This is a genomic window from Streptomyces sp. NPDC096176 (genome assembly GCF_044763255.1).
GTDB lineage: Bacteria > Actinomycetota > Actinomycetes > Streptomycetales > Streptomycetaceae > Streptomyces.
In genome coordinates this window covers 185,267-205,063 of sequence record NZ_JBIWFV010000004.1, presented here as the reverse complement: position 1 = coordinate 205,063, position 19,797 = coordinate 185,267, and the positions used below count along the sequence as shown (strand labels likewise).

Annotated in this window: 18 protein-coding genes and 2 tRNA genes; 11 read left to right on the top strand and 9 right to left on the bottom strand. The window is 69.2% G+C overall.

What is annotated here, in order from left to right:
- Positions 1–36 precede the first annotated feature (36 nt).
- From ACIQ7Q_RS12725 to ACIQ7Q_RS12715, 3 genes are all read right to left on the bottom strand, one after another.
- Complete coding sequence (locus tag ACIQ7Q_RS12725; RefSeq protein ID WP_403859490.1) at positions 37–1,131, bottom strand: LLM class flavin-dependent oxidoreductase; 1,095 nt, start codon at positions 1,129–1,131, stop codon at positions 37–39.
- Between the two features lie 136 nt (positions 1,132–1,267).
- Positions 1,268–2,014 (bottom strand): decarboxylase, encoded by a 747-nt coding sequence (locus ACIQ7Q_RS12720; RefSeq protein ID WP_403859488.1) that lies wholly within the window; start codon positions 2,012–2,014, stop codon positions 1,268–1,270.
- Positions 2,011–2,814, bottom strand: a complete 804-nt coding sequence (locus ACIQ7Q_RS12715; RefSeq protein ID WP_403859486.1) for a decarboxylase — start codon at positions 2,812–2,814, stop codon at positions 2,011–2,013. Before ACIQ7Q_RS12715 ends, ACIQ7Q_RS12720 begins: the two co-directional genes overlap by 4 nt.
- A gap of 96 nt (positions 2,815–2,910) precedes the next feature.
- Here ACIQ7Q_RS12715 and ACIQ7Q_RS12710 point away from each other — a divergent pair, with 96 nt between their 5' ends.
- Together ACIQ7Q_RS12710 and ACIQ7Q_RS12705 are read left to right on the top strand one after the other, a co-directional pair.
- Positions 2,911–3,873, top strand: a complete 963-nt coding sequence (locus tag ACIQ7Q_RS12710; RefSeq protein WP_403859484.1) for a D-2-hydroxyacid dehydrogenase — start codon at positions 2,911–2,913, stop codon at positions 3,871–3,873.
- Positions 3,854–5,248: an amidase gene (locus tag ACIQ7Q_RS12705; protein WP_403859482.1), complete on the top strand. Its 1,395-nt coding sequence runs from the start codon at positions 3,854–3,856 to the stop codon at positions 5,246–5,248. The genes ACIQ7Q_RS12710 and ACIQ7Q_RS12705 overlap by 20 nt, the downstream gene beginning before the upstream one ends.
- 26 nt (positions 5,249–5,274) lie before the next feature.
- On the opposite strand, the gene ACIQ7Q_RS12700 is transcribed toward ACIQ7Q_RS12705, so the two are convergent.
- A complete protein-coding gene (locus ACIQ7Q_RS12700) occupies positions 5,275–5,775 on the bottom strand; it encodes a DUF3830 family protein (protein ID WP_356638392.1) in 501 nt (166 codons plus the stop codon).
- A 69-nt stretch (positions 5,776–5,844) separates the two neighbouring features.
- On the opposite strand from ACIQ7Q_RS12700, the gene ehuB reads away from it, so the two are divergent.
- The 6 genes from ehuB to ACIQ7Q_RS12670 all read left to right on the top strand — a co-directional run bounded on the left by ehuB (position 5,845) and on the right by ACIQ7Q_RS12670 (position 9,951).
- The gene (ehuB, locus tag ACIQ7Q_RS12695; RefSeq protein ID WP_403859479.1) at positions 5,845–6,699 is read left to right on the top strand and encodes an ectoine/hydroxyectoine ABC transporter substrate-binding protein EhuB; all 855 of its coding nucleotides are present in this window, start codon (positions 5,845–5,847) and stop codon (positions 6,697–6,699) included.
- Complete coding sequence (gene ehuC / locus ACIQ7Q_RS12690) at positions 6,696–7,436, top strand: ectoine/hydroxyectoine ABC transporter permease subunit EhuC (protein ID WP_403859477.1); 741 nt, start codon at positions 6,696–6,698, stop codon at positions 7,434–7,436. Before ehuB ends, ehuC begins: the two co-directional genes overlap by 4 nt.
- A complete protein-coding gene (gene ehuD / locus ACIQ7Q_RS12685; protein WP_403859475.1) occupies positions 7,433–8,083 on the top strand; it encodes an ectoine/hydroxyectoine ABC transporter permease subunit EhuD in 651 nt (216 codons plus the stop codon). The genes ehuC and ehuD overlap by 4 nt, the downstream gene beginning before the upstream one ends.
- Entirely contained in the window at positions 8,073–8,849 is a 777-nt protein-coding gene (ehuA, locus tag ACIQ7Q_RS12680) for an ectoine/hydroxyectoine ABC transporter ATP-binding protein EhuA (protein WP_403859473.1), read from the top strand. The genes ehuD and ehuA overlap by 11 nt, the downstream gene beginning before the upstream one ends.
- Positions 8,850–9,016: 167 nt before the next feature.
- Positions 9,017–9,775: an IclR family transcriptional regulator gene (locus tag ACIQ7Q_RS12675; protein WP_403859471.1), complete on the top strand. Its 759-nt coding sequence runs from the start codon at positions 9,017–9,019 to the stop codon at positions 9,773–9,775.
- A gap of 102 nt (positions 9,776–9,877) precedes the next feature.
- A tRNA-Lys gene (locus ACIQ7Q_RS12670) sits at positions 9,878–9,951 on the top strand.
- An 83-nt stretch (positions 9,952–10,034) separates the two neighbouring features.
- Here ACIQ7Q_RS12670 and ACIQ7Q_RS12665 read toward each other — a convergent pair.
- From ACIQ7Q_RS12665 to ACIQ7Q_RS12650, 4 genes are all read right to left on the bottom strand, one after another.
- Positions 10,035–10,430, bottom strand: a complete 396-nt coding sequence (locus tag ACIQ7Q_RS12665) for a hypothetical protein (protein ID WP_403859469.1) — start codon at positions 10,428–10,430, stop codon at positions 10,035–10,037.
- Between the two features lie 165 nt (positions 10,431–10,595).
- On the bottom strand, positions 10,596–11,183 hold the full coding sequence (locus ACIQ7Q_RS12660) for a lytic polysaccharide monooxygenase (protein ID WP_403859467.1): 588 nt from the start codon (positions 11,181–11,183) through the stop codon (positions 10,596–10,598).
- Between the two features lie 121 nt (positions 11,184–11,304).
- A complete protein-coding gene (locus ACIQ7Q_RS12655) occupies positions 11,305–12,459 on the bottom strand; it encodes an SPFH domain-containing protein (RefSeq protein WP_403859465.1) in 1,155 nt (384 codons plus the stop codon).
- 109 nt (positions 12,460–12,568) lie between these two features.
- Positions 12,569–13,843 (bottom strand): peptidoglycan-binding protein, encoded by a 1,275-nt coding sequence (locus tag ACIQ7Q_RS12650; protein WP_403859463.1) that lies wholly within the window; start codon positions 13,841–13,843, stop codon positions 12,569–12,571.
- 211 nt (positions 13,844–14,054) lie between these two features.
- Between ACIQ7Q_RS12650 and ACIQ7Q_RS12645 the strand changes: the two genes are divergently transcribed.
- The 3 genes from ACIQ7Q_RS12645 to ACIQ7Q_RS12635 all read left to right on the top strand — a co-directional run bounded on the left by ACIQ7Q_RS12645 (position 14,055) and on the right by ACIQ7Q_RS12635 (position 18,489).
- A tRNA-Lys gene (locus ACIQ7Q_RS12645) sits at positions 14,055–14,128 on the top strand.
- A gap of 465 nt (positions 14,129–14,593) precedes the next feature.
- Complete coding sequence (locus ACIQ7Q_RS12640) at positions 14,594–16,540, top strand: glycosyltransferase family 2 protein (protein ID WP_403859461.1); 1,947 nt, start codon at positions 14,594–14,596, stop codon at positions 16,538–16,540.
- A complete protein-coding gene (locus ACIQ7Q_RS12635) occupies positions 16,537–18,489 on the top strand; it encodes a galactose oxidase-like domain-containing protein (protein ID WP_403859459.1) in 1,953 nt (650 codons plus the stop codon). Before ACIQ7Q_RS12640 ends, ACIQ7Q_RS12635 begins: the two co-directional genes overlap by 4 nt.
- A gap of 61 nt (positions 18,490–18,550) precedes the next feature.
- Here the strand turns inward: ACIQ7Q_RS12635 and ACIQ7Q_RS12630 are convergent, their stop codons facing one another.
- Entirely contained in the window at positions 18,551–19,570 is a 1,020-nt protein-coding gene (locus tag ACIQ7Q_RS12630; RefSeq protein ID WP_403859457.1) for a glycoside hydrolase family 6 protein, read from the bottom strand.
- Positions 19,571–19,797 lie beyond the last annotated feature (227 nt).

The following is a 19,797-nucleotide window of genomic DNA, read 5'->3' as shown; positions in this document are numbered from 1 at the left end:
AAAGGCCCGGACCGCCGCCCCTCGGTCGCCCGGCGCTCAGCCCCTCAGCCCGTATGCGTCCGCGATCAGCTCGTAGCTGCGCACCCGCGCCTCCCCGCCATGCGCGTTCGCCGTGATCATCAGCTCGTCCGCGCCGGTGCGCTTCTGGAGGTCGTCCAGGCCGGCCCGCACCGCGTCCGGCGTGCCGTGCACCACGTTGCTCAGCCAGCTGTCGACGAACTCCCTTTCCAGGGAGCTGAACTCGTACCGCTCCGCCTCCTCGGGAGTGGGGATCAGCCCCGGTCGGCCGGTCCGCAGACGCACCATCGACAGCGCGCCCGTCAGGACCTGGCGCCGGGCCTCCTTCTCGTCGTCCGAGGCGAGCGCCGCGACGCCGACCAGGGCGTACGGGGCGTCGAGCACCGCGGAGGGCCGGAAGGACTCGCGGTACAGGTCCAGCGCCGGGATCGTGTTCTGCGCCGAGAAGTGGTGGGCGAAGGCGAACGGCAGCCCGAGCACTCCGGCAAGCCGCGCGCTGAAGCCGGACGACCCGAGGAGCCAGATGGGCGGGCGGCCCGGGGACTGGACGCCGCCGGGCGAGGTGGCCTGGACGGGGCCCGGCACCGCGTGGATACGGGAGTACGGATGCCCGTCCGGGAAGTCGTCGTCCAGGAAGCGGGTCAGCTCGGCGAGTTGCTGGGGGAAGTCGTCCGCGCCTTCGTTCAGGAGGTCCGTCCGCCGCAGCGCCGCCGCGGTCGCCCCGTCCGTGCCGGGTGCCCGCCCGAGGCCGAGGTCGACGCGGCCCGGGGCGAGCGCCTCCAGCGTGCCGAACTGCTCCGCGATCACCAGCGGCGCGTGGTTGGGCAGCATCACGCCGCCGGAGCCGAGGCGGATGCGCTCGGTGTGGGCGGCCAGGTGGGCGAGGATCACGGCCGGGGACGAGGAGGCGACGCCAGGCATGGAGTGGTGCTCGGCGACCCAGTGCCGGTGGTAGCCGCGGCGCTCGGCGAGACGGGCGATGTCCACGCTGGTGCGCAGCGCGTCCGTGGCGGTGCGTCCGCTGCCGACCGTCACGAGGTCGAGCACGGACAGGGGCACGGGGGCGTCTCCGGCCGCCGTGCCTCGTATCTCGTCCACTGCGTCTGCGTTCACCGGTGGGGCCCTCCTGCGTCTGTCGTACGTACGTTCAACAGCCAACAGGAGGGTCTCTCCGTTTATTCCGTCGGGTCGATTCCGCCGCGGTGGGATGCCGGATGCGATCCGCCGCGAGGGTACGCCGGAAGCGCGATCACTTGACGTCCACCAGGTCCGCCACATGGTCCGGCCGGGCGAACAGCGTGCCCAATCCGTTCGCCCAGGCGCGCCGGTCGGCCAGCCGCAGGCCCTCCCACACGGTGACCTGATTGGCGGTGACGACCGGCTTGCCGAGATCCGCCTCCAGGTCGGCGAGGTACGCGACGGTGTGCAGGGCCGTGTCCGGCATCAGCAGCACGTCGGCGTTCCGGTGATCGGCCGAGCGTGCGAGCTCCAGCACCTCCTCGCGGCCCCAGGTGCCCACCTCCGCCGCCGTGAGGATGCCGGCGTCCCTGCCGGAGACCACCACGGCGCCGGATTTCTCGAGGAACTCCGCGAAGTGCTCGGTGACGTCCGCCGGATAGGTCGCGGCGATCGCGACCCGTGGCGTGCCCAGATGCCGCACGGCGTGCGCGAAGCCGAACGAGGTGCTGGACGCGGGCATGCCCGCCGCCTCTGCGAGGGCGCGGACCTGCTCGTGGGCGCCCTCCCATCCGTAGACGAAGCTGCCGCTGGTGCATGCCCAGACCACCGACTCGGCTCCCTCCAGGCGCAGCGCCTCGACGCCCGCGGCGAGCCGTTCGGGAGATCCCATCTTCAGCAGCGCGTCCACGCGGTGCGCGTCCTCACCGATGTCGGTGTGCACGACCGGGAGCCTGATGTCGCTGTCGAGCAGTACTTCGAGCCGTGGGTAGTCGTCCTCCGCGGAGTGTCCCGGGTAGAGAAGTCCGACCGTGGTCATGTCCAGCCTTCCTGTTCTTCGGGCTGCGTCTCGGGCTGTGCGTCGGGCAGCGTTCCGGTCATGGCCTCCGGCTCCATCAGCAGCGCCTGGTAGGGGCCGACGGCGCGGGCGCCGATGGTGCGCAGCGCTGCCCACATCGTCACCTGGTTGGCGGACAGCACCGGCATCCTCAGCTCGGCCTCCAACTGCGGGATCGCGTCGTACGTCGGCAGATTGGTGCAGCTGATGAACAGTGCGTCGGCCGCGCCGACCACCGCCTCGCGTGCCATGTCGACCACCGCCCTGTACGGCACTTTCCAGATGTGCCGGGTCAGGCCGAGAAAGGCGCAGCCCGTCACCGTCACTCCAGCTTCTCCCAGATATTCCTCCAGTGCCCGGGTGACGGATTCGGTGTAGGGCGTGAGCAGGGCGATCCGGCCGGCGCCCAGCTCTTCGAGCGCTTGGAGCAGCGCCCCCGACGTGGTGAGTGAGGGCACTTCGCCCGCGCAGTTCATCACCTCGCACATGGCGCGTTCCCCTGCGATGCCTCCGACAAAACTGCCGGAGGTGCAGGCGTAGGCGATGACCTCGGGTTCGGACGCCCCGAGCGCCCTCACGGCCTCGCGCAGCGTCTCGTGCTCACTCACCATTCGGGCCAGGTCGAGGGAGACCCCGACCGGCACAAAAGGGGTGCGTGTCAACCGCAGCGAGACTTCGTCGGGAACCCATCGCCACAGCTCTCGGTCCAGCGCGAAGTCGAACGGGGCGACCACACCGACGCCGTGCTGCGGCTGCGGTCCGCCGAGAAAGGAGACGTCCATCGCCAGGCCCCCTTGGTGTCTTGTTGACGACGGTAGGTTCGGGTGCGAGCGTGGTCAATCCGTACATGTCAGACGTGAGGAAACGGTCTTCGCCCGATGTCCGAACCGACACTTCTCGTACTGGCCGCGGACCCTCCTCCGCGGCTCGGCAGGCTCACCGGGCGGGTCCGCGTCACGTACGCGGACGAGGACACGCTCGCGGCTCAACTTCCGTTGTCAGACGCCCTTTTGGTGTGGGACTTCACCTCCGACGCGGTCCGTCTCGCCTGGCCGGGCGACGGGCCGCGGCCCCGCTGGGTGCACACCCCGAGCGCGGGCGTCGACCGGCTGCTCTGTCCGGAACTGGCCGAATCCGACACCGTCGTGACGAACGCCCGCGGCATCTTCGAGGTCCCCATCGCCGAATATGTGGCGGCTCTTGTCCTGGCGATGGCCAAGGACCTGCCGGGCACGCTGGAGCTCCAGCGGCAGCGGCGCTGGCGTCACCGCGAGGGTATGGGCGTGGTCGGGACGCGGGCCGTGGTGGTCGGCGCCGGGCCCATCGGCCGGGCGACGGCGCGCATGCTCAAGGCGATCGGCGTCAGGACAGCGCTCGTCGGCCGCACCGCGCGCACCGGCATCCACGGTGTACGCGACCTCGATCCACTGATGGCGCGGGCCGACTGGGTGGTGTGCGCGGCGCCGCTCACCGACGACACACGCGGCATGTTCGACGCACGGCGTTTCGATCTGATGCAGCCCTCCGCCCGCTTCATCAACGTGGGCCGCGGCCCGCTCGTCGTCGAGAGCGACCTGGCGGCAGCGCTGGACAAGCGGTGGATCGCGGGCGCGGCCCTCGACGTGTTCGAGCACGAGCCGCTCGCCCCCGACAGCCCGCTGTGGGACGTGCCCGGTCTGATCGTGTCCCCGCACATGAGCGGCGACACGGTCGGCTGGCGGGACCGGCTGGGCGAGCAGTTCGTGGAGATGTACGAACTCTGGGCGGCCGGAAAGCCCCTGCCGAACGTGGTGGACAAGAAACGTGGGTACGTCCCCATGCATGACGACTCGCCTGACTGACCTCACCGCACGTCAACTGCTGGCCGGCTACGAGAAGGGCGACTTCTCCCCCGTCGACGCGACCCGCGCGGCGCTGGAGCGGATCGAGGCCGTGGAACCGCTGGTGAACGCCTTCGTCCGGGTCGACGCCGAAGAGGCGCTGGCCCAGGCGGAGGCATCGGCGCGGCGATGGCACCGGGGCGAACCGCAGGGGCTGCTCGACGGGGTGCCCGTCACGGTGAAGGACATCCTGCTCCAGCGCGGCGGGCCCACTCTGCGCGGTTCGAGGACGGTCCGCGCGGACGGCGCCTGGGACGAGGACGCGCCGTCGGTGGCCCGGCTGCGCGCGCACGGCGCCGTGTTCCTCGGAAAGACGACGACGCCGGAGTTCGGCTGGAAGGGCGTCACCGACTCGCCGCGGCACGGCGTGACCGGCAATCCGTACGACCCCACGCGCACGGCGGGCGGGTCGAGCGGCGGGAGCGCGGCGGCCGTGGCGCTGGGCGCGGGGGCACTGTCGGTCGGGACGGACGGCGGGGGCTCGGTGCGCATCCCGGCCTCCTTCTGCGGGATCTTCGGACTGAAGCCGACGTACGGGCGGGTGCCGATGTACCCGTCCAGCCCGTTCGGGACACTCGCGCACGCCGGGCCGATGGCGCGGGACGCGGCCGACGCGGCGCTGATGCTCGACGCGATGAGCGGCGAGGACTGGCGGGACTGGTCACACCTGGGCCCGGCCACGGAGGTGGCCGCGGGCCTGGGCGAGGGAATCAAGGGCCTGCGGATCGCCTACTCGCCGTCGCTCGGCGGCCAGGTGGCGGTGCGGCCCTCGGTCGCCGCGGCGGTACGGCGGGCCGTGGGCGCCCTCGCCGAGGCCGGCGCCTACATCGAGGAGTCCGATCCGGACGTCCCGGACCCGGTGGCGGCCTTCCACACCCTGTGGTTCAGCGGCGCCGCCCGGCTGGTCCAGCACCTGAGCGCGGACCAGCGCGAGCTGCTGGACCCGGGGCTGCGGGAGGTCGTCGCGGCCGGCGAGCGCTACAGCGCTCTGGACTATCTGGCCGCGGTGGACGCTCGGATGGCGCTGGGCCGGCGCATGGGCCGCTTCCACACCTCGTACGACCTGCTGGTCACGCCGACGCTGCCGATCACCGCCTTCGAGGCGGGCGCTGAGGTCCCGGCGGGCTCCCGGCACCACCGCTGGACGGGGTGGACGCCGTTCACCTACCCGTTCAACCTGACGCAGCAGCCCGCGGCGTCGGTGCCGTGCGGCGTGGACGAGGACGGCCTGCCGATCGGTGTCCAGCTGGTCGGCCCCCGGCACGCGGACGGCATCGTGCTGCGCGCCGCACACGTCCTCTACGAGTCGGGCAGGGCCAGGATTCCGGCGCCTTGACTCGGCGGAAGCTGAGCATCCGGCGCCTATGCCCGCCGGAAGCTGAGCGTCTCGCCCGCCGCGCCCGCGCGCCACAGGTCTTGGCAGGCCTCCGCCATCTCGTCGAGGCCCTCGACGACGGTACCCCAGACGATGCCGGGCACCCAGCCGGTGTCGCCGTTGAGCAGCAGGTTGTTGCGTTCGTAGAAGAGCGCGAGATCGACGACGGTGGGGCGGCCGCGGTGGGCGGCCCGCTCCTCGTAGCCGTACGAGGCCGTGCCCAACTGCACGTCGGTGAAGGTGAAATAGCACAGATCGCCCGGGATGGGGGTCACCGTCGGGTTCTCCAGCGGCGGCTCCTGCTCGGCGAAGGCCGGCAGCAGCGCATAGATCTCATTGCGCGCATACTTCGCGTGGTACACATCTCCGGCGAGCGGTAGCGCGTCCCACACGGCGTCGCAGGTCAGAGGGGCTTTGTCGGACAGCAGGCGGGCGGTGCAGCGCACTCCGCGCTTGTCCAGGGCAACGGTCAGGTATCGGTCGGCCATTTCATACGCATACCCGGCGGGGACTCGGGTAGCCGCGCGCCCATGGCTCGTACAAGACAAGCAGGATCGATGAGCAGACGCAGTCTGCTGCTCGGCACGGCGGCCCTCGGGGCGCTCGGTGTCGCGGGCACCGCAGGCTGCAGTCGCGTCTCCTCCGGTGATGCGCTTGCCCGGTTGAAGACGCAGGGAACCGTCCGACTCGGAATCGCCGGCGAAGTGCCGTACGGCTTTGTCGACGACCAGGGCGAGTTCACGGGCGAGGCCCCTGAGCTGGCCCGGGTCATCTTCAAACGGCTCGGCATCGACAGCATCCAGCCGGTCGCGACGGACTTCGCGTCCCTCATACCCGGCCTCAACTCGCAGCAGTTCGATGTCGTCTCCGCGGGGATGTACATCAACAAGGAACGGTGCGAGCAGGTCATCTTCTCCGACCCCGAGTACCAGATGCTCGACTCGTTCATCGTGCGCAAGGGCAACCCCAAGAATCTGCGCACCTACGAGGACGTGGTGAAGGCCAAGGCGAAATTCTCCACCGGAACGGGCTACGCGGAGATCGGTTACGCGGTCGCCGCCGGCATCCCGGAGAAGGAGATCATCATCCTGCAGGACCAGGTGGCCGGACTGAACGCCGTCGAGTCCGGGCGCGTCGACGTCTTCGCGGGCACCGCGCTGACCACCCGCGAGGTGGTGAAGAAGAGCTCGAAGGCCGAGGCGACCGATCCGTTCGCGGCGATCGTCGACGGCGAGAAGCAGATCGACGGCGGCGGCTTCGCCTTCCGCCCCACCGACACCGAGCTGCGCGACGCCTTCAACGTCGAGATCCACAAGATGAAGAAGAGCGGCGAACTCTTCCGCATCCTGAAGCCGTTCGGCTTCACGGAGAACGAGATGACCACACTCACTGCCGAGGAGCTGTGCCGATGACAGCCGGACTCTGGCAGAACTGGGTGCTGCCCGGTATATGGATCACCGTTCAACTGCTTGTCTACAGCGCGGCGCTGGCCGCATTCGTCGCCTTCACGGTCGGCATCGCCCGCACCCACCGCTCGCGTGCCGTCCGCTTCCTCGCGGGCTTCTACACCGAGATCTTCCGCGGCACCTCGGCGCTGGTCCTGATGTTCTGGCTGTTCTTCGTGGTGCCGCCCCTCGCGGGCTGGCAGCTCGTACCGATGTGGGCCGCTGTGCTCGCCCTCGGCCTGTCCTACGGTGCGTACGGCGCCGAGATCGTCCGTGGCGCCCTGAACTCGGTGGCCGTCTCCCAGCGCGAGGCGGGCGTCGCGCTCAGCTTCACGCCCTGGCAGCGGATGCGGCTGATCCTGCTGCCGCAGGCGGTCCCCGAGATGATCCCGTCGTTCTGCAATCTGCTGGTGGAGCTGCTCAAGGGCACGGCCCTGGTGTCGCTGCTCGGTGTCGGTGACGTCTCGTTCGCCGCCTATCTGGTGCGGCTGGCCACCCAGGAGAGCGCGCAGATCTACACCATCAGCCTGGTGATCTACTTCGTGCTCGCGTTCGTCCTCACGCGTTCCATGAAGGCGCTGGAACGCAAGACGAAGCGGAACATCGGCATCGAGCCGGAGCCCGCTCTGCTCGGCGGCATGTTCGCCAAGCGCGCCGAGGACAAGCTCGCCGGCACGGCCGTGGCGGGGGGTGCTTCCAAGTGACCTGGGACTGGTCCGCGATCGCGGACTTCATGCCGCGTTTCTGGGACGGCGTGCTGATCACGCTGCAGGTGCTGGTGCTCGGCTCGCTGATCTCGTTCACGCTCGGTCTCGTCTGGGCGATGGCGTTCAGGGCGCCGACCCGGTTCGTCCGGTGGCCGGTGAACCTCGTGACCGAGTTCATCCGCACGACCCCGCTGCTGGTGCAGCTGTTCTTCCTCTACTTCGTGCTGCCGGAGTGGGGCATCCAGTTCTCCGCCCTGACCACCGGCACGATCGCGATCGGCCTCCACTACTCGACGTACACAGCGCAGGTCTACCGGGCCGGCATCGACGCCGTGCCACCCGGCCAGTGGGAGGCCGCCAAGGCGCTGAGCCTGCCCGCCCACCGCACCTGGATCGCGGTGATCCTTCCGCAGGCGATCCGCCGGATCACCCCGGCGCTCGGCAACTACGTCATCGCGATGCTCAAGGACACTCCGCTGCTCGCCGCGATCGGCGTGCTGGAGATGCTGCAGCAGTCCCGGCTGGAGAGCGCGTCGACGTTCCAGTACACCGAGCCGCTGACCCTGATCGGCATCGCCTTCATCCTCATCGCCTACCCGGCTTCTCTTCTCGTACGAGCCCTGGAGCGCCGCCTTGTCCGCTGACCTCACGATCCCGACCCCCCGCGACGCCGACGACGTACTGATCCGGTTCGACAACGTCACCAAGAGATTCGGCGACAACACGGTCCTCGACGACCTCTGCTTCACGGTCCGCCCGGGCAAGCACGTCACGCTGATCGGCCCGTCCGGCTCCGGCAAGACCACGATCCTGCGGTTGATGATGACGCTGGAGAGTCCCGACGAGGGCTCGATACAGGTGAACGGCAACCGGCTGTTTCCGGCCGCGGAGAAGGAGCGCCGCGAGGCGCGCAAGAAGATCGGCATGGTCTTCCAGCAGTTCAACCTGTTCCCCAACATGTCCGTGCTGCGCAACCTCACGGAGGCGCCGGTGCGGGTGCTCGGCCTCTCCAAGGACGAGGCGGAACACCGCGCCAAGGAGCTCCTCGATCTGGTGGGCCTGGCCGACCGCTGCGACGCGAAGCCGACGCAGCTGTCCGGCGGCCAGCAGCAGCGGGTGGCGATCGCACGGGCGCTGGCGATGCGGCCGCAGGTGCTGCTGCTGGACGAGGTGACGTCGGCACTCGACCCCGAACTCGTCGCCGGCGTGCTGGACCTGCTGCGGGACATCGCACGCACCACGGACATCACCATGCTCTGTGTGACACACGAGATGAATTTCGCCCGTGACATCTCGGACGACGTGCTGATGTTCGACGCCGGGAAGGTGATCGAGTCCGGTTCGCCGGAGAAAATCTTCTCGGATCCGGAGCACGAACGTACGCGCGAGTTCCTCGGCGCGGTGCTCTGACCTCTCGTTCCGCCCGACAAGTCTGCCACTGGCATATGCCAATGCGATGCGCCCCAGCGTACGACGCTGGGGCGCCGCATCATTTACGCCAACGGCAGCCCCCCAAACGGCCCTTGACCGCTATCGTGGTACGGAAGCTTGCGGTAACAACCTGCTAGGGGGAAACCGTGGCGCTGAAGCCCGAGCCGACCGCGCCGTTCCACTCGGTGCAATACGTCTTGCGCGTCCTGGAGACGATCTCCAAGCACGGTGGCGGTGTCACCGACGTCCAGATCGCACGGGAGACCGGTCTGCCGACCGGTCATCTCGCCCCCATGCTGGCGATGCTGCGCCGCGAGGGCTACGTCGAGCAGGTCTCTGACGGCGCCTATGTGATCGGTGACTCACTGATCCTTCTCGGCTCGGGCGCGACGCGCCAGGAGGCACTGGAGGCGAAGCTCCAGGACACCCTCACCGAGCTCCGTGACTCGGTGGGCGCCGCCGTCTACATCAGCCGGTACATCGACGGCGAGGTCAAGATCACCCAGTTCGCCGACGGCCCGCGCGCGCCGAAGGTCAACGAGTGGGTGGACTTCCGCTCCGCGGCCCACGCGAGCGCGGTCGGCAAGTGCCTGCTGACCCAGCTCGATGTGAACGGCCGCCGCGACCACCTCTCCCGTCACAAGATCGCCCGCCTCACCTCGCGGACGATCACCAGCGAGCGACTGCTCTTCTCCAAGCTGGACAGCCAGCCGCCGACCGTCCCCGTGCTGGATCTCCAGGAGTACGCGGTGGGCACGGTCTGCGCGGCCGTGCCGCTGACGGCCGGCGCCGCGGTGGGCTGCCTGGCACTGTCCCTCCCGGTCGAGCACGCCCACCGGCTCCGCTCGGCGGCCGACACCCTGAACCGCAGGGCGGCTCCGGTGGTGCTCTCCCTGGCGATCTAGGGGCTGCCCGCAGCTCTCCCGAGGCTCCCGGTACCTGGTCCGAAGCACCCCTTCGGACCAGGTACTATTTACGTGTCAGCCGCCGAGCGGCAGACAAAAGAGGCGCCGCTAGCTCAGTTGGTTAGAGCAGCTGACTCTTAATCAGCGGGTCCGGGGTTCGAGTCCCTGGCGGCGCACAACCAACCCTGTGGGGCTTCCCGGTTCACCGAGAAGCCCCACAGGGTTTTCCGGGTCCGGCCATGCACGGCTCGTACGGATTTCACAGCTCGTACGGATACAGGGCGACCTTCTCCCGCTCGGCGAGCACGTCGACCCACGTCCCGAGGATCCCCTCGGGCAGCGGGTCGGCCAGGTCCAGCAGGATCCGCGTCCCGGCAAGGTCCAGGATCGCGGCCGCGCGCGCGATCTCGTCGAGCCGGCCGCGCAGCAGCACACCGTCCGGGTGCGGGGAGAGCAGGTAGGTCCGGTCCGGGGCGGGGTGTGTGTTGCCGAGCCAGATCACGTCCTCGTCGACCGTCCACTCGGCGTCGTACGGGCCGGGCAACGCGTCGGGGTCGCCGCACCAGCGGGCGACCACCGGGCCGATGGGGGTGCGAGCGTGGGCGAGGCACAGGCCGCCGGAAAGTTGTTCGGTTTTCTCCAGATCGATCAGCATGACTGCGGGCGGTCCTCCGGATCGCGGAGGGATCGTTCAACGGTCATCCGATGATCCTGCCAGGTGCGCCCGCGTTTGGTGATCAAACGCGAAGGAACGCGAAGGAAACGGGCACACGACCGCGGCGACCCCAGGCGGAAGGGGTCGCCGCGTCCGTGACCGGTCTCAGAACTGCACGTCGGAACAGGCGTAGAACGCGTTCGCCGTGTCGTGCACCGTCCACACCGCCAGGATCAGATGGCGGCCCGACCGCTGGGGAAGGTTGCCGGAGTGGGACAGCGTGGCCGGCGGCTGCTGGCCGCCGTAGGGGATGGTGAGGAACGGCTGCGACTCCAGCGCCGCCCTGGTCAGCGGCTGGTTGGGGTTCCAGCCGGGCTTGGTGATGTAGTACTTGAAGTCGGTGGTGCGGTGCCTGGCGGTGAACTGCCAGCGGAAGGTGTAGCTCTGGCCCGAGCCGACCCGGGTGGCGGGCCATGCGCCGCCGCGCGGGTCGTCGAGCGGGGCGAACTGGCCGTTGCCACCGGCGCAGATCTTTCCGTCGGCGGGGCCCACGGCCGGGAAGCCCTTCGGGCCCTCGACGCTCTGCGGCTCCCATTGGATCTGGCCGCAGTTGCTCACCGTCTGGTTGTTGCACAGCTTCTGACGACTGATCGGTGAGTCGGTGTAGCCGTGGCTGCTCGCGCTGCCGGTGGCGAGCAGAGTCGCCCCCGTCACGGCGAGGCCGACCACGGCCGCGCCTATCTTGTTTCGCATGCTTGGCTCCAGTGAGAACGTGGGGGAGTTCCGAGGCACTTGCTGCACGCGTGCGGTAGGGCATCTTCCGGTCTAGACCAAGCTCCAATGTATTGACGGCTCTTCACCTTGTCCAGACCAATCACGGAGCCTCGACGGCACCGGCCCGACCCGTGTAGAAGGCAACGGTCAGGTCCTTCACCAGCACCCTGCGCTCGTAGTCGTCCAGCTCGACCAGACCGCGCGCGGTCAGCCGGCTCACCGTCTCGTCCACCGCGTCCACGACCGAAGTCAGCACGCTGTCCCGGTGCTTGGCGTCGATCGCCGCCACCCGCCGCCGCTGCATGGCGGCCGCCACCTCGGGCGCGTACTCGATGGTCACGGGCTGGGCTGAGAAGACCTCGATCCCCACGGCGGCGCACTCCGCGGCGAGCGTCTTCGTCAGGGCGTTCCCGACCGACTCCGCGTTGCGCAGCGTCGGGACCGACGGGAGGAACGCGTCGGCCGGCAGCTGCGAGGCGACGCGGGTGGTCGCCGCCTCCACCTGCTTGCGCAGATACGACTCGTGGTTCGCGACGCCGAGTGCCGCACGGACCGTGTCGTTCACCCGCCACACCACCAGCACCACCACCCGCAGCGCCGTACCCTCGGCGTCGACCGCCGCCATCGGTTCACTGCGCCAGTGCCGGATCCGTACATCGACGCGCCGGCGCAGCACCAGCGGGCTCACCCACACCAGACCGGTGCGGCGCACGGTGCCCCGGTAGTCGCCGCAGAGGGTGAGCACCCACGCCTGTCCGACCTGACCGCGCACCAGACCGCCGAGGGCGAAGAGCGCGAGGACCACCCCGAGCGCGAGCAGGCACCACAGCCAGATACCAATGCCCCGGTACGCCGGCGGGGTCAGCCCGAACAGCGCCGCGAAAGCGTCCGGCACGGCCCCGGTCCCCCAGAGCACCGCACCGATCCCCGCGAGCGAGCAGGCGCCCGCCACCAGCGCGGTCCAGCCGGACAACGCGGGCCCCGGCCGCTCGGCGAGCTCGGGGTCGACCGGCGGCGCGGACCGGGCGGAGGACTTCGGGGGGACGGGCGCCTCGTGGCGGCCGACCTTCGGCTGCTCACCCGTGCCCTGTCGCCGGGCCACCACGGCGGGGCGCAGGGCGTGGGGGCCCCCCGTGTCGTCCCGGAAGAGCAGGTGCACCGGGATCTCGGTCGTCGTCTCGCTCGCGATGACAAAGTTGCGCCGCGGGGTGTCGGACGGCACGGTGCCGTCCGGCTCCGACGTCGTGGTGTTCATGCCTGCCGCCTTAGCTGGTCGCTCTGTCTGTCGTCGTGTCTGTCGGGGAGCCGGCCCGACCGGTGTCGAGACGCGGCCCGTATCGGGAAGAGGCGCCGCCCTGCCGGTGTCAGGAGAAGAGGCGCCGCCAGGTCTCCGGGCCGGGAGAGCCGTCGGCCTCCTTGCCTCGCCAGCCCTGGGCCCGCTGGAACGCCTCGAGGTTGCGCCGGTCGGCCTCGCGCCAGCGAGGGCTCGGGCCGACCGTGTAGTACGTGCCGTATCCGCGCTCGACCAGCTGCTTGCCCAGCACGGTGACGTGGGTGTTGGACTGGCCGGGTCTGAAATGACCGCGCCCGGGGAAGGACGGCGCCTTGGTCCTCGGCTTCTTCGGACCTGCCGCGCCGGCGGCCGGGATGTCCTTGCCCTTCTTGTTCACCAGCAGCCGCCAGGTGTGCGGCCCCGGCAGACCGTCCGCCTCCTTGCCGCGCCAGCCCTGAGCGGCCTGGAAGGCCTTGGTGGCGCGCCGGTCCGCGTCGGTCCAGCGGGTGCCCGACGCGCCGGTGTAGAAGCGCTTGGCGCCGCGCGCCTGGAGCATCTCGCGCAGACGGGTGACGGACTTGGTCTTCGCGCCGGAGCCCAAGGCCGACGCGCCCGGGAAGGCAGCGGCCTTGCCGGTGCTGGTGACCAGGCCCTTGTAGCGGTAGGCGACGTAGGAGGCGGAATGGTTCCAGTAGGCCATGGGCGTGGCCTGTTTACGGGTGTGCGGCTTGGCCTGCTCGTAGGCGGTGTAGTAGGCGTGCGTGTAGTCGGTCCAGCCGCCGAAGATCGTGACGTGCGACCCGCCCCCGGGGTCGGCCGGGTTGTGGAAGAGCAGGATGTCGCCGGCCTGCAGATCCTCGCGGGAGATCCGCTCTCCGAACTGCGCGAGGCTTCCCGTCCATTCGTTCTTCGCCAGGTTCCAGGCCATCGACACATAGCCGGAGCAGTCCTGGCGGTATCCGTCGGTCCAGTACTCCGACATGCTGTAGGGCACCTTGGCGGTCACCCACTTCTTGGCACGGTTGACGATCTCGGCGCGAGTGACGGCGCGCAGCGATGTCTTGCCGGTGGTCGGTTTCCCGGACGAACCGTGCAGCGGCGAGGTGGTCCCCTGCTCGCTCGGCGGCTCCGGTGTCGAGGACGTTCCGCCGGTACGGGCGGCGGGCGGGGAAGCGATCTTCGCCGCGGCGCTCGTCCCGCCGGCGCCCAGCACGACGCCTGCCGCGGTGACCAGGACCAGCGCTCTGCGACAGCCCCGCGCCGACGGGTGTTCCCCGGCTGCGAGGGCACGGCGCCGGTGTGCGCACCCGGCGCAGTCGCAGTCGTCGGCAGGCTCGAACTCCTCGAAGGCCGGTACGGCAGCCATACGCGTCCCCTCCGCGCTCGGCGAGATCCTCTGACGATGTTTCACGGGCACCACCGTCCCCACTGTATGGACATAACGCATTTTGACTGACGAAAGGTAAAAAATGATGACCCGACAGTCGTTGCGCGCGTCGGGCGTCACACGGCGGGGCGGTCGCGCGGCGGTGGCGCGGAGCACCACCGACCGTCCGGTAAACTTTCCGGGTCAGCAGGCGCCGCTAGCTCAGTTGGTTAGAGCAGCTGACTCTTAATCAGCGGGTCCGGGGTTCGAGTCCCTGGCGGCGCACGCAGAGCAGAAGCCCTCTCGTCACGGACGAGGGGGCTTCTGTCGTATGCACAGCGGCATAATCGATCGTTTCCAGCCACGACCTACCGGCCGGAAACCCCCGACCCAAGGCCGCCCCAATGCGTGCGTACAGCTACTTACCGGCCCGTATCGACCTTGCGATCATGACGGGGCTCCGAGAACCTATGCTGGAGCCGGTGACCCCAAGTGGGCGCCCGTTTTGTGCAGTTGGGGGGCGGTTCGGCGGGACGTTCCCGCTGCCGGGGCCGAGGGCCGGGGGCCCATTCACGGACCGAACGCGCGACCGGCATCATGCAACCGACAGGTGACCGTCTCATGTCTGTAGGGACGGTGACCAGCCACCATTGACGCGCCCGGGATCGCAGGTAACAGGGGACCATGCGGGCCCGGGGGTGACACGACCGACCATTGCACGTGCCAACCACGCGTGCGGGGGGATGAAACATGATGTCGACGCCGGACGGCGCCGGGCAGCCGAACGACCCTTCGCGGACCACACAGCTCCGGGTGCCCGCGCACCTGCGCGCCGCCACGGCGCGGCTGCGGCCCAAGAAGGTGACGCTGCCGCGTTACGACTACGAGCACTACAGCCGGCTCGCGGGCCCCCTGACCCAGCCGGACCCGACCAAGCCGTACAAGGTGCAGTACCGCTCGCTGATCTCGCAGGAGCCGCACCGCATACGCGCGGCGCTGCTGCTCGGCGCAGCACCGCTGGTGTCGCTGGGACTGTTCGCCTGGCTGATGCAGCCGCAGCACTGGACCGAGCGCGACCCCAACCTGCAGAACGACCTGCTGCTCGCCCTCGACATCGTCATGCTCGTCTCGATCGGCCTGATCGAGCTGTTCCGGACGATGAACGTGCTGTCCAATGCCCACGCGACGCTGGTGGCACGCGACCCCGTGCCCGTGGTGCCCGAGTCCGGTACCCGCGTCGCCTTCCTCACCTCCTTCGTGCCGGGCAAGGAGCCCCTGGAGATGGTGACGAAGACGCTCGAGGCGGCGGTGAAGATCCGCCACCGGGGGCTGATGCACGTCTGGCTGCTCGACGAGGGCGACGACCCGGCGGTCAAGGAGGTCTGCGCCCGTCTCGGCGTCCACCACTTCTCCCGTAAGGGCGTCGCGAAGTGGAACCGGGAGAAGGGCGCGCACCGGGCCAAGACCAAGCACGGCAACTACAACGCCTGGCTCGAGGCGCACGGCGGCAACTACGACTTCTTCGCCTCCGTCGACACCGACCATGTCCCGATGCCCAACTACCTGGAGCGGATGCTCGGCTACTTCCGCGACCCGGACGTCGGCTTTGTCATCGGCCCGCAGGTGTACGGCAACTACGACACGTTCGTCACCAAGGCGGCCGAGTCCCAGCAGTTCCTCTTCCACGCGCTGATCCAGCGCGCGGGCAACCGGTACGGCGCGCCCATGTTCGTCGGCACCTCCAACGCCGTACGCATCAAGGCGATCAAGCAGATCGGCGGGCTGTACGACTCGATCACCGAGGACATGGCCACGGGCTTCGAGATGCACCGCGCCAAGAACCCGGCCACCGGCAACAAGTGGCGCTCCGTCTACACCCCCGACGTGCTGGCCGTCGGCGAGGGGCCGTCCGCCTGGACCGACTTCTTCACCCAGCAGCTGCGCTGGTCGAGGGGCACGTACGAGACGATCCTCAAGCAGTACTGGAAGGGCTTCGGCACGCTGCCCGCCGGCAAGCTCTTCAACTACACGATGATGATCATCTTCTATCCGATGTCGGCCCTCAACTGGATCCTCGCGGCCCTGAGCTGCGCCCTGTTCCTGGGCATGGGCGCCTCCGGTGTGCAGATCGACCCGGCCATCTGGATGATGCTCTACGGCAACGCCTCCGCCCTCCAGATCGGCCTCTACATCTGGAACCGCCGGCACAACGTCTCGCCGCACGAGCCCGAGGGATCCGGCGGCCTCGCCGGCATGGTGATGTCGGCTCTGTCCGCGCCGATCTACGCCCGTTCGCTGATGGACGCCGTGCTGCGGCGCAAGAGCAAGTTCGTGGTGACCCCCAAGGGCGACTCGTCCAGCCCCGACACCCTGTTCGGGACGTTCCGCATCCACCTGTTCTTCATTGCCGTGTTCGGTGGTTCGCTCGGCTCCTCGTTCTACTTCGGGCACGACCATCCGGCGATGATCACCTGGGCCTCACTGGCCCTGCTGATCACGGCGGCGCCCATTTTCGCCTGGCGGCACGGCATGGCCGCGGAGAAGAAGAAGCGCAGGCGACGTCATGCGGGCGGCGGGCCGTCCGCCGGGACCGGCTCCGGCGGCACCCAGGTGCCGCAGCAGCGGCCCCCCTTCGCGGCCACCGACGCAGCCACGGATCAGACCATGCAGATCGCCCTTGGGGGACGTAAGAAATGAGCACGATGCCCGCGCGGCCGAACCACCGCAGGAACCGCGCCCGCCGAATAGCCGTCGGCGCCGCGGTGATCGTGGTGGTCGCCGGGTTCAACGGCCCCGCCATCTGGCGCTTCGGGTCGGAGAAGTACCACGACTACACGATCAACAAGCCCGAGTACAAAGCGGAGAACGGCCACTGGGACTTCCTCGAGGTCCCGTCCGAGTTCAAGATCAACACCATTCACGCGGCGCTGCTGCACACCGGCAAGGTGCTGCTGATCGCCGGGTCCGGCAACAACCAGAAGAACTTCGACGCGAAGAAATTCGAGTCGGTGCTGTGGGATCCGAAGACGAACGACTTCAAGAAGATCCCCACCCCGAAGGACATGTTCTGCGCCGGGCACACCCAGTTGCCCGACGGCAAGCTGCTGGTCGCGGGCGGCACCAAGCGCTACGAGAAGCTCGAGGGCGACGTCACCAAGGCCGGCGGCCTGATGATCGTCCACAACGAGGATCCTGACGCGCCCAAGACGCTCCCCGCGGGCACCAAGTTCACGGGCAAGAAGAACGGCAGGACGTTTGTCTCCAAGGACCCGGTCCTGGTGGAGAAGGCGAAGAAGGTCTTCGACCCGAGGACCGGAGCCTTCCTGCGCACGGAGGCGGGACTCGGCCGCATCTACGTCGAGGCCGAACAGTCCGGCAAGCAGTACGAGACCGGCACCGAGGACAACTACCGGGTCCAGGGCATGAAGGGCTCGGACAGCCGCAACGTCTACGGCATCGCCCAGAAGCTCGCCCTCGACAAGAAGGACTTCCAGGGCATCAAGGATGCCTACGAGTTCGATCCGGTCGCGGAGAAGTACATCCCCGTCGACCCCATGAACGAGGCCCGCTGGTACCCGACGCTGACCACCCTCGAGGACGGCCGAGTCCTCTCGCTCTCCGGCCTCGACGAGATCGGGCAGATCGTCCCCGGCAAGGACGAGATCTACGACCCGAAGACCAAGACCTGGGAGTACACCGGGATCATCAGGAAGTTTCCCACCTACCCGGCGATCTTCCTGATGGACAACGGCAAGCTCTTCTACTCCGGCTCCAACGCCGGGTACGGGCCGGCCGACATCGGCCGCGACCCCGGCGTCTGGGACCTCGACACCAACAAGTTCACCAAGATCCCCGGCCTGTCCGACCCCGACCGGATGGAGACCTCGGCGACGGTCATGCTGCCGCCCGCCCAGGACCAGAAGTTCATGGTCATCGGCGGCGGCGGGGTCGGCGAGTCCGAGAAGTCGAGCGAGAAGTCCCGGCTGGTCGACCTCAAGGCCGACGCCCCCCGCTTCAAGGACGGCCCCTCGCTGGACAAGGGCACCCGCTACCCGAGCGCCTCGCTCATGCCCGACGACTCAGTCCTGGTCACCGGCGGCTCGGAGGACTACCGCGGGCGCGGCGGCTCCAATGTGCTCCAGGCCCGCACGTACGACCCGAAGACCCAGACCTACAAGCGCGTCGCCGACCCGCGGGTGGGGCGCAATTACCACTCGGGGTCGGTGGTGCTGCCCGACGGACGGGTCATGATCTTCGGTTCCGACTCGCTCTACTCCGACGCGGCCAACACCCGGCCGGGCGTCTTCGAGCAGCGCATCGAGATCTACACCCCGCCCTACCTCTACCGGGACAGCAAGCCCGAGGTGACCGGCGGCCCGAAGACCGTCGAGCGCGGCGAGAAGGGCACGTTCGAGGTCAAGAGCGAGAAGGCCCTGAAGACGGCGAAGCTCATGCGGCCGAGCGCGGTCACCCATGTCACCGACGTCGACCAGCGCTCCATCGCGCTGGAGATGAAGAAGACGGCGAACGGCGTGGAGGTCACGGTGCCCGAGAACCGGGCGCTGGTCCCGTCGGGCCACTACATGTTCTTCGTGACGGACGAGGCCGGCACACCGTCCGAGGCGGTGTGGGTGGAGGTCCCGTAGGGCTCGTGCGGGAGAAGGGCACGGCAGCGCGTCCCGGCTGCCGTGCCCTTCCCTGTGGCCGCTACTTGGTGTTCCGGGCGAGACCGAGCGCGTACTCGGGCCACCATTCGCCCGCTTTCGGGCCGCCCTTGCAGTCGCCGTCGGACTCACCGGGACGCTTGACCCACAGGTAGGCGTCGACCAGCGGGTCGCCGGTTCTGGTGGTCGGCGGCTCGCCCAGCGCACGGCCGGGCGGGTTGCACCAGTTCTCCGCCGGATCGCCCTCGGTGTAGGGGCCGTTGCCGTTGCGGCTGGTGTCGATGACGAAGTGCTTGCCGCCGGTCTTCCCCGAGAGGGTCCTGCCGAACTGCGTGCTCGCGTCGGTCGGATAGAAGTTGGAGACGTTCACCGCGAAACCGTCGGCCCGCTCGATGCCCGCCCGCTTCAACGGCTCGTGCAGCGCGTCGGGGTCGGACCAGCCGGCGTTGCCTGCGTCCAGGTACACCTTGGTGGCGGGCTGCTGCTTCAACCGCTCGACGGCGCCCTTGAGGAGGTCGTACCGCTCCTCGTGGAACTCCTGCGGCGTGCAGTTGTCCACCAGGTGCAGCACCGCGTCCGGTTCCAGGATGACCGTGGCGCGCCGGTCGCCGATGCCCTTGGCGACGCTGTCGACCCAGGCCCGGTAGGCGTTGCCGTCGGCCGCGCCGCCCTTGGAGAACTGGCCGCAGTCGCGGTGCGGGATGTTGTAGAGCACGAGGAGGGCGTCACGGTCGGCCTCGGCGGCCGCCTCGGTGAAGCCCTTGGCCTCCGCCTCCGGATTGTCGGGGCCGATCCATTCGCCGACGGGCTGCTCGGCGATCTTCTTGATGAGTTCGGCGTTCTTTGTGTCGCCCGCGTCGCGGTAGGCGGCGACCTGCTTCGCCGCCTTCCCGTCCGGGTTGACCCAGTAGGGATCCTCCCCCTTGGGCTGCTGACCGACGACGGGCTTCTTGTCCTCACCGCCGTTGCCGTCGGAGGAACAGCCCGCGATCAGCAGCACCGCCCCCGCGGCGGCCAGACCCGCGGCTGTGCGGGTACGCCGGCCGGCCAAACTGCGGTACATCCACTCCCCCTTGGTGCACATTGCGTTCGGTCCGGCCCCGAGCTCCCCGGACCGAACCGGTCGAACCATCCTGGCACACGCCCACCGAGGGTCTCGAGGTTCGCCGGATCTTCGTGCGCTTACTGTGACGCCCCCTGGTGCCACGCCTGGCGGGGAACTGCTCAGCCGCTCTGCTCAGGGCGCGGTGACGCCCTTCGGGGTACGCGGAGACGACCACGTTCGCCGTG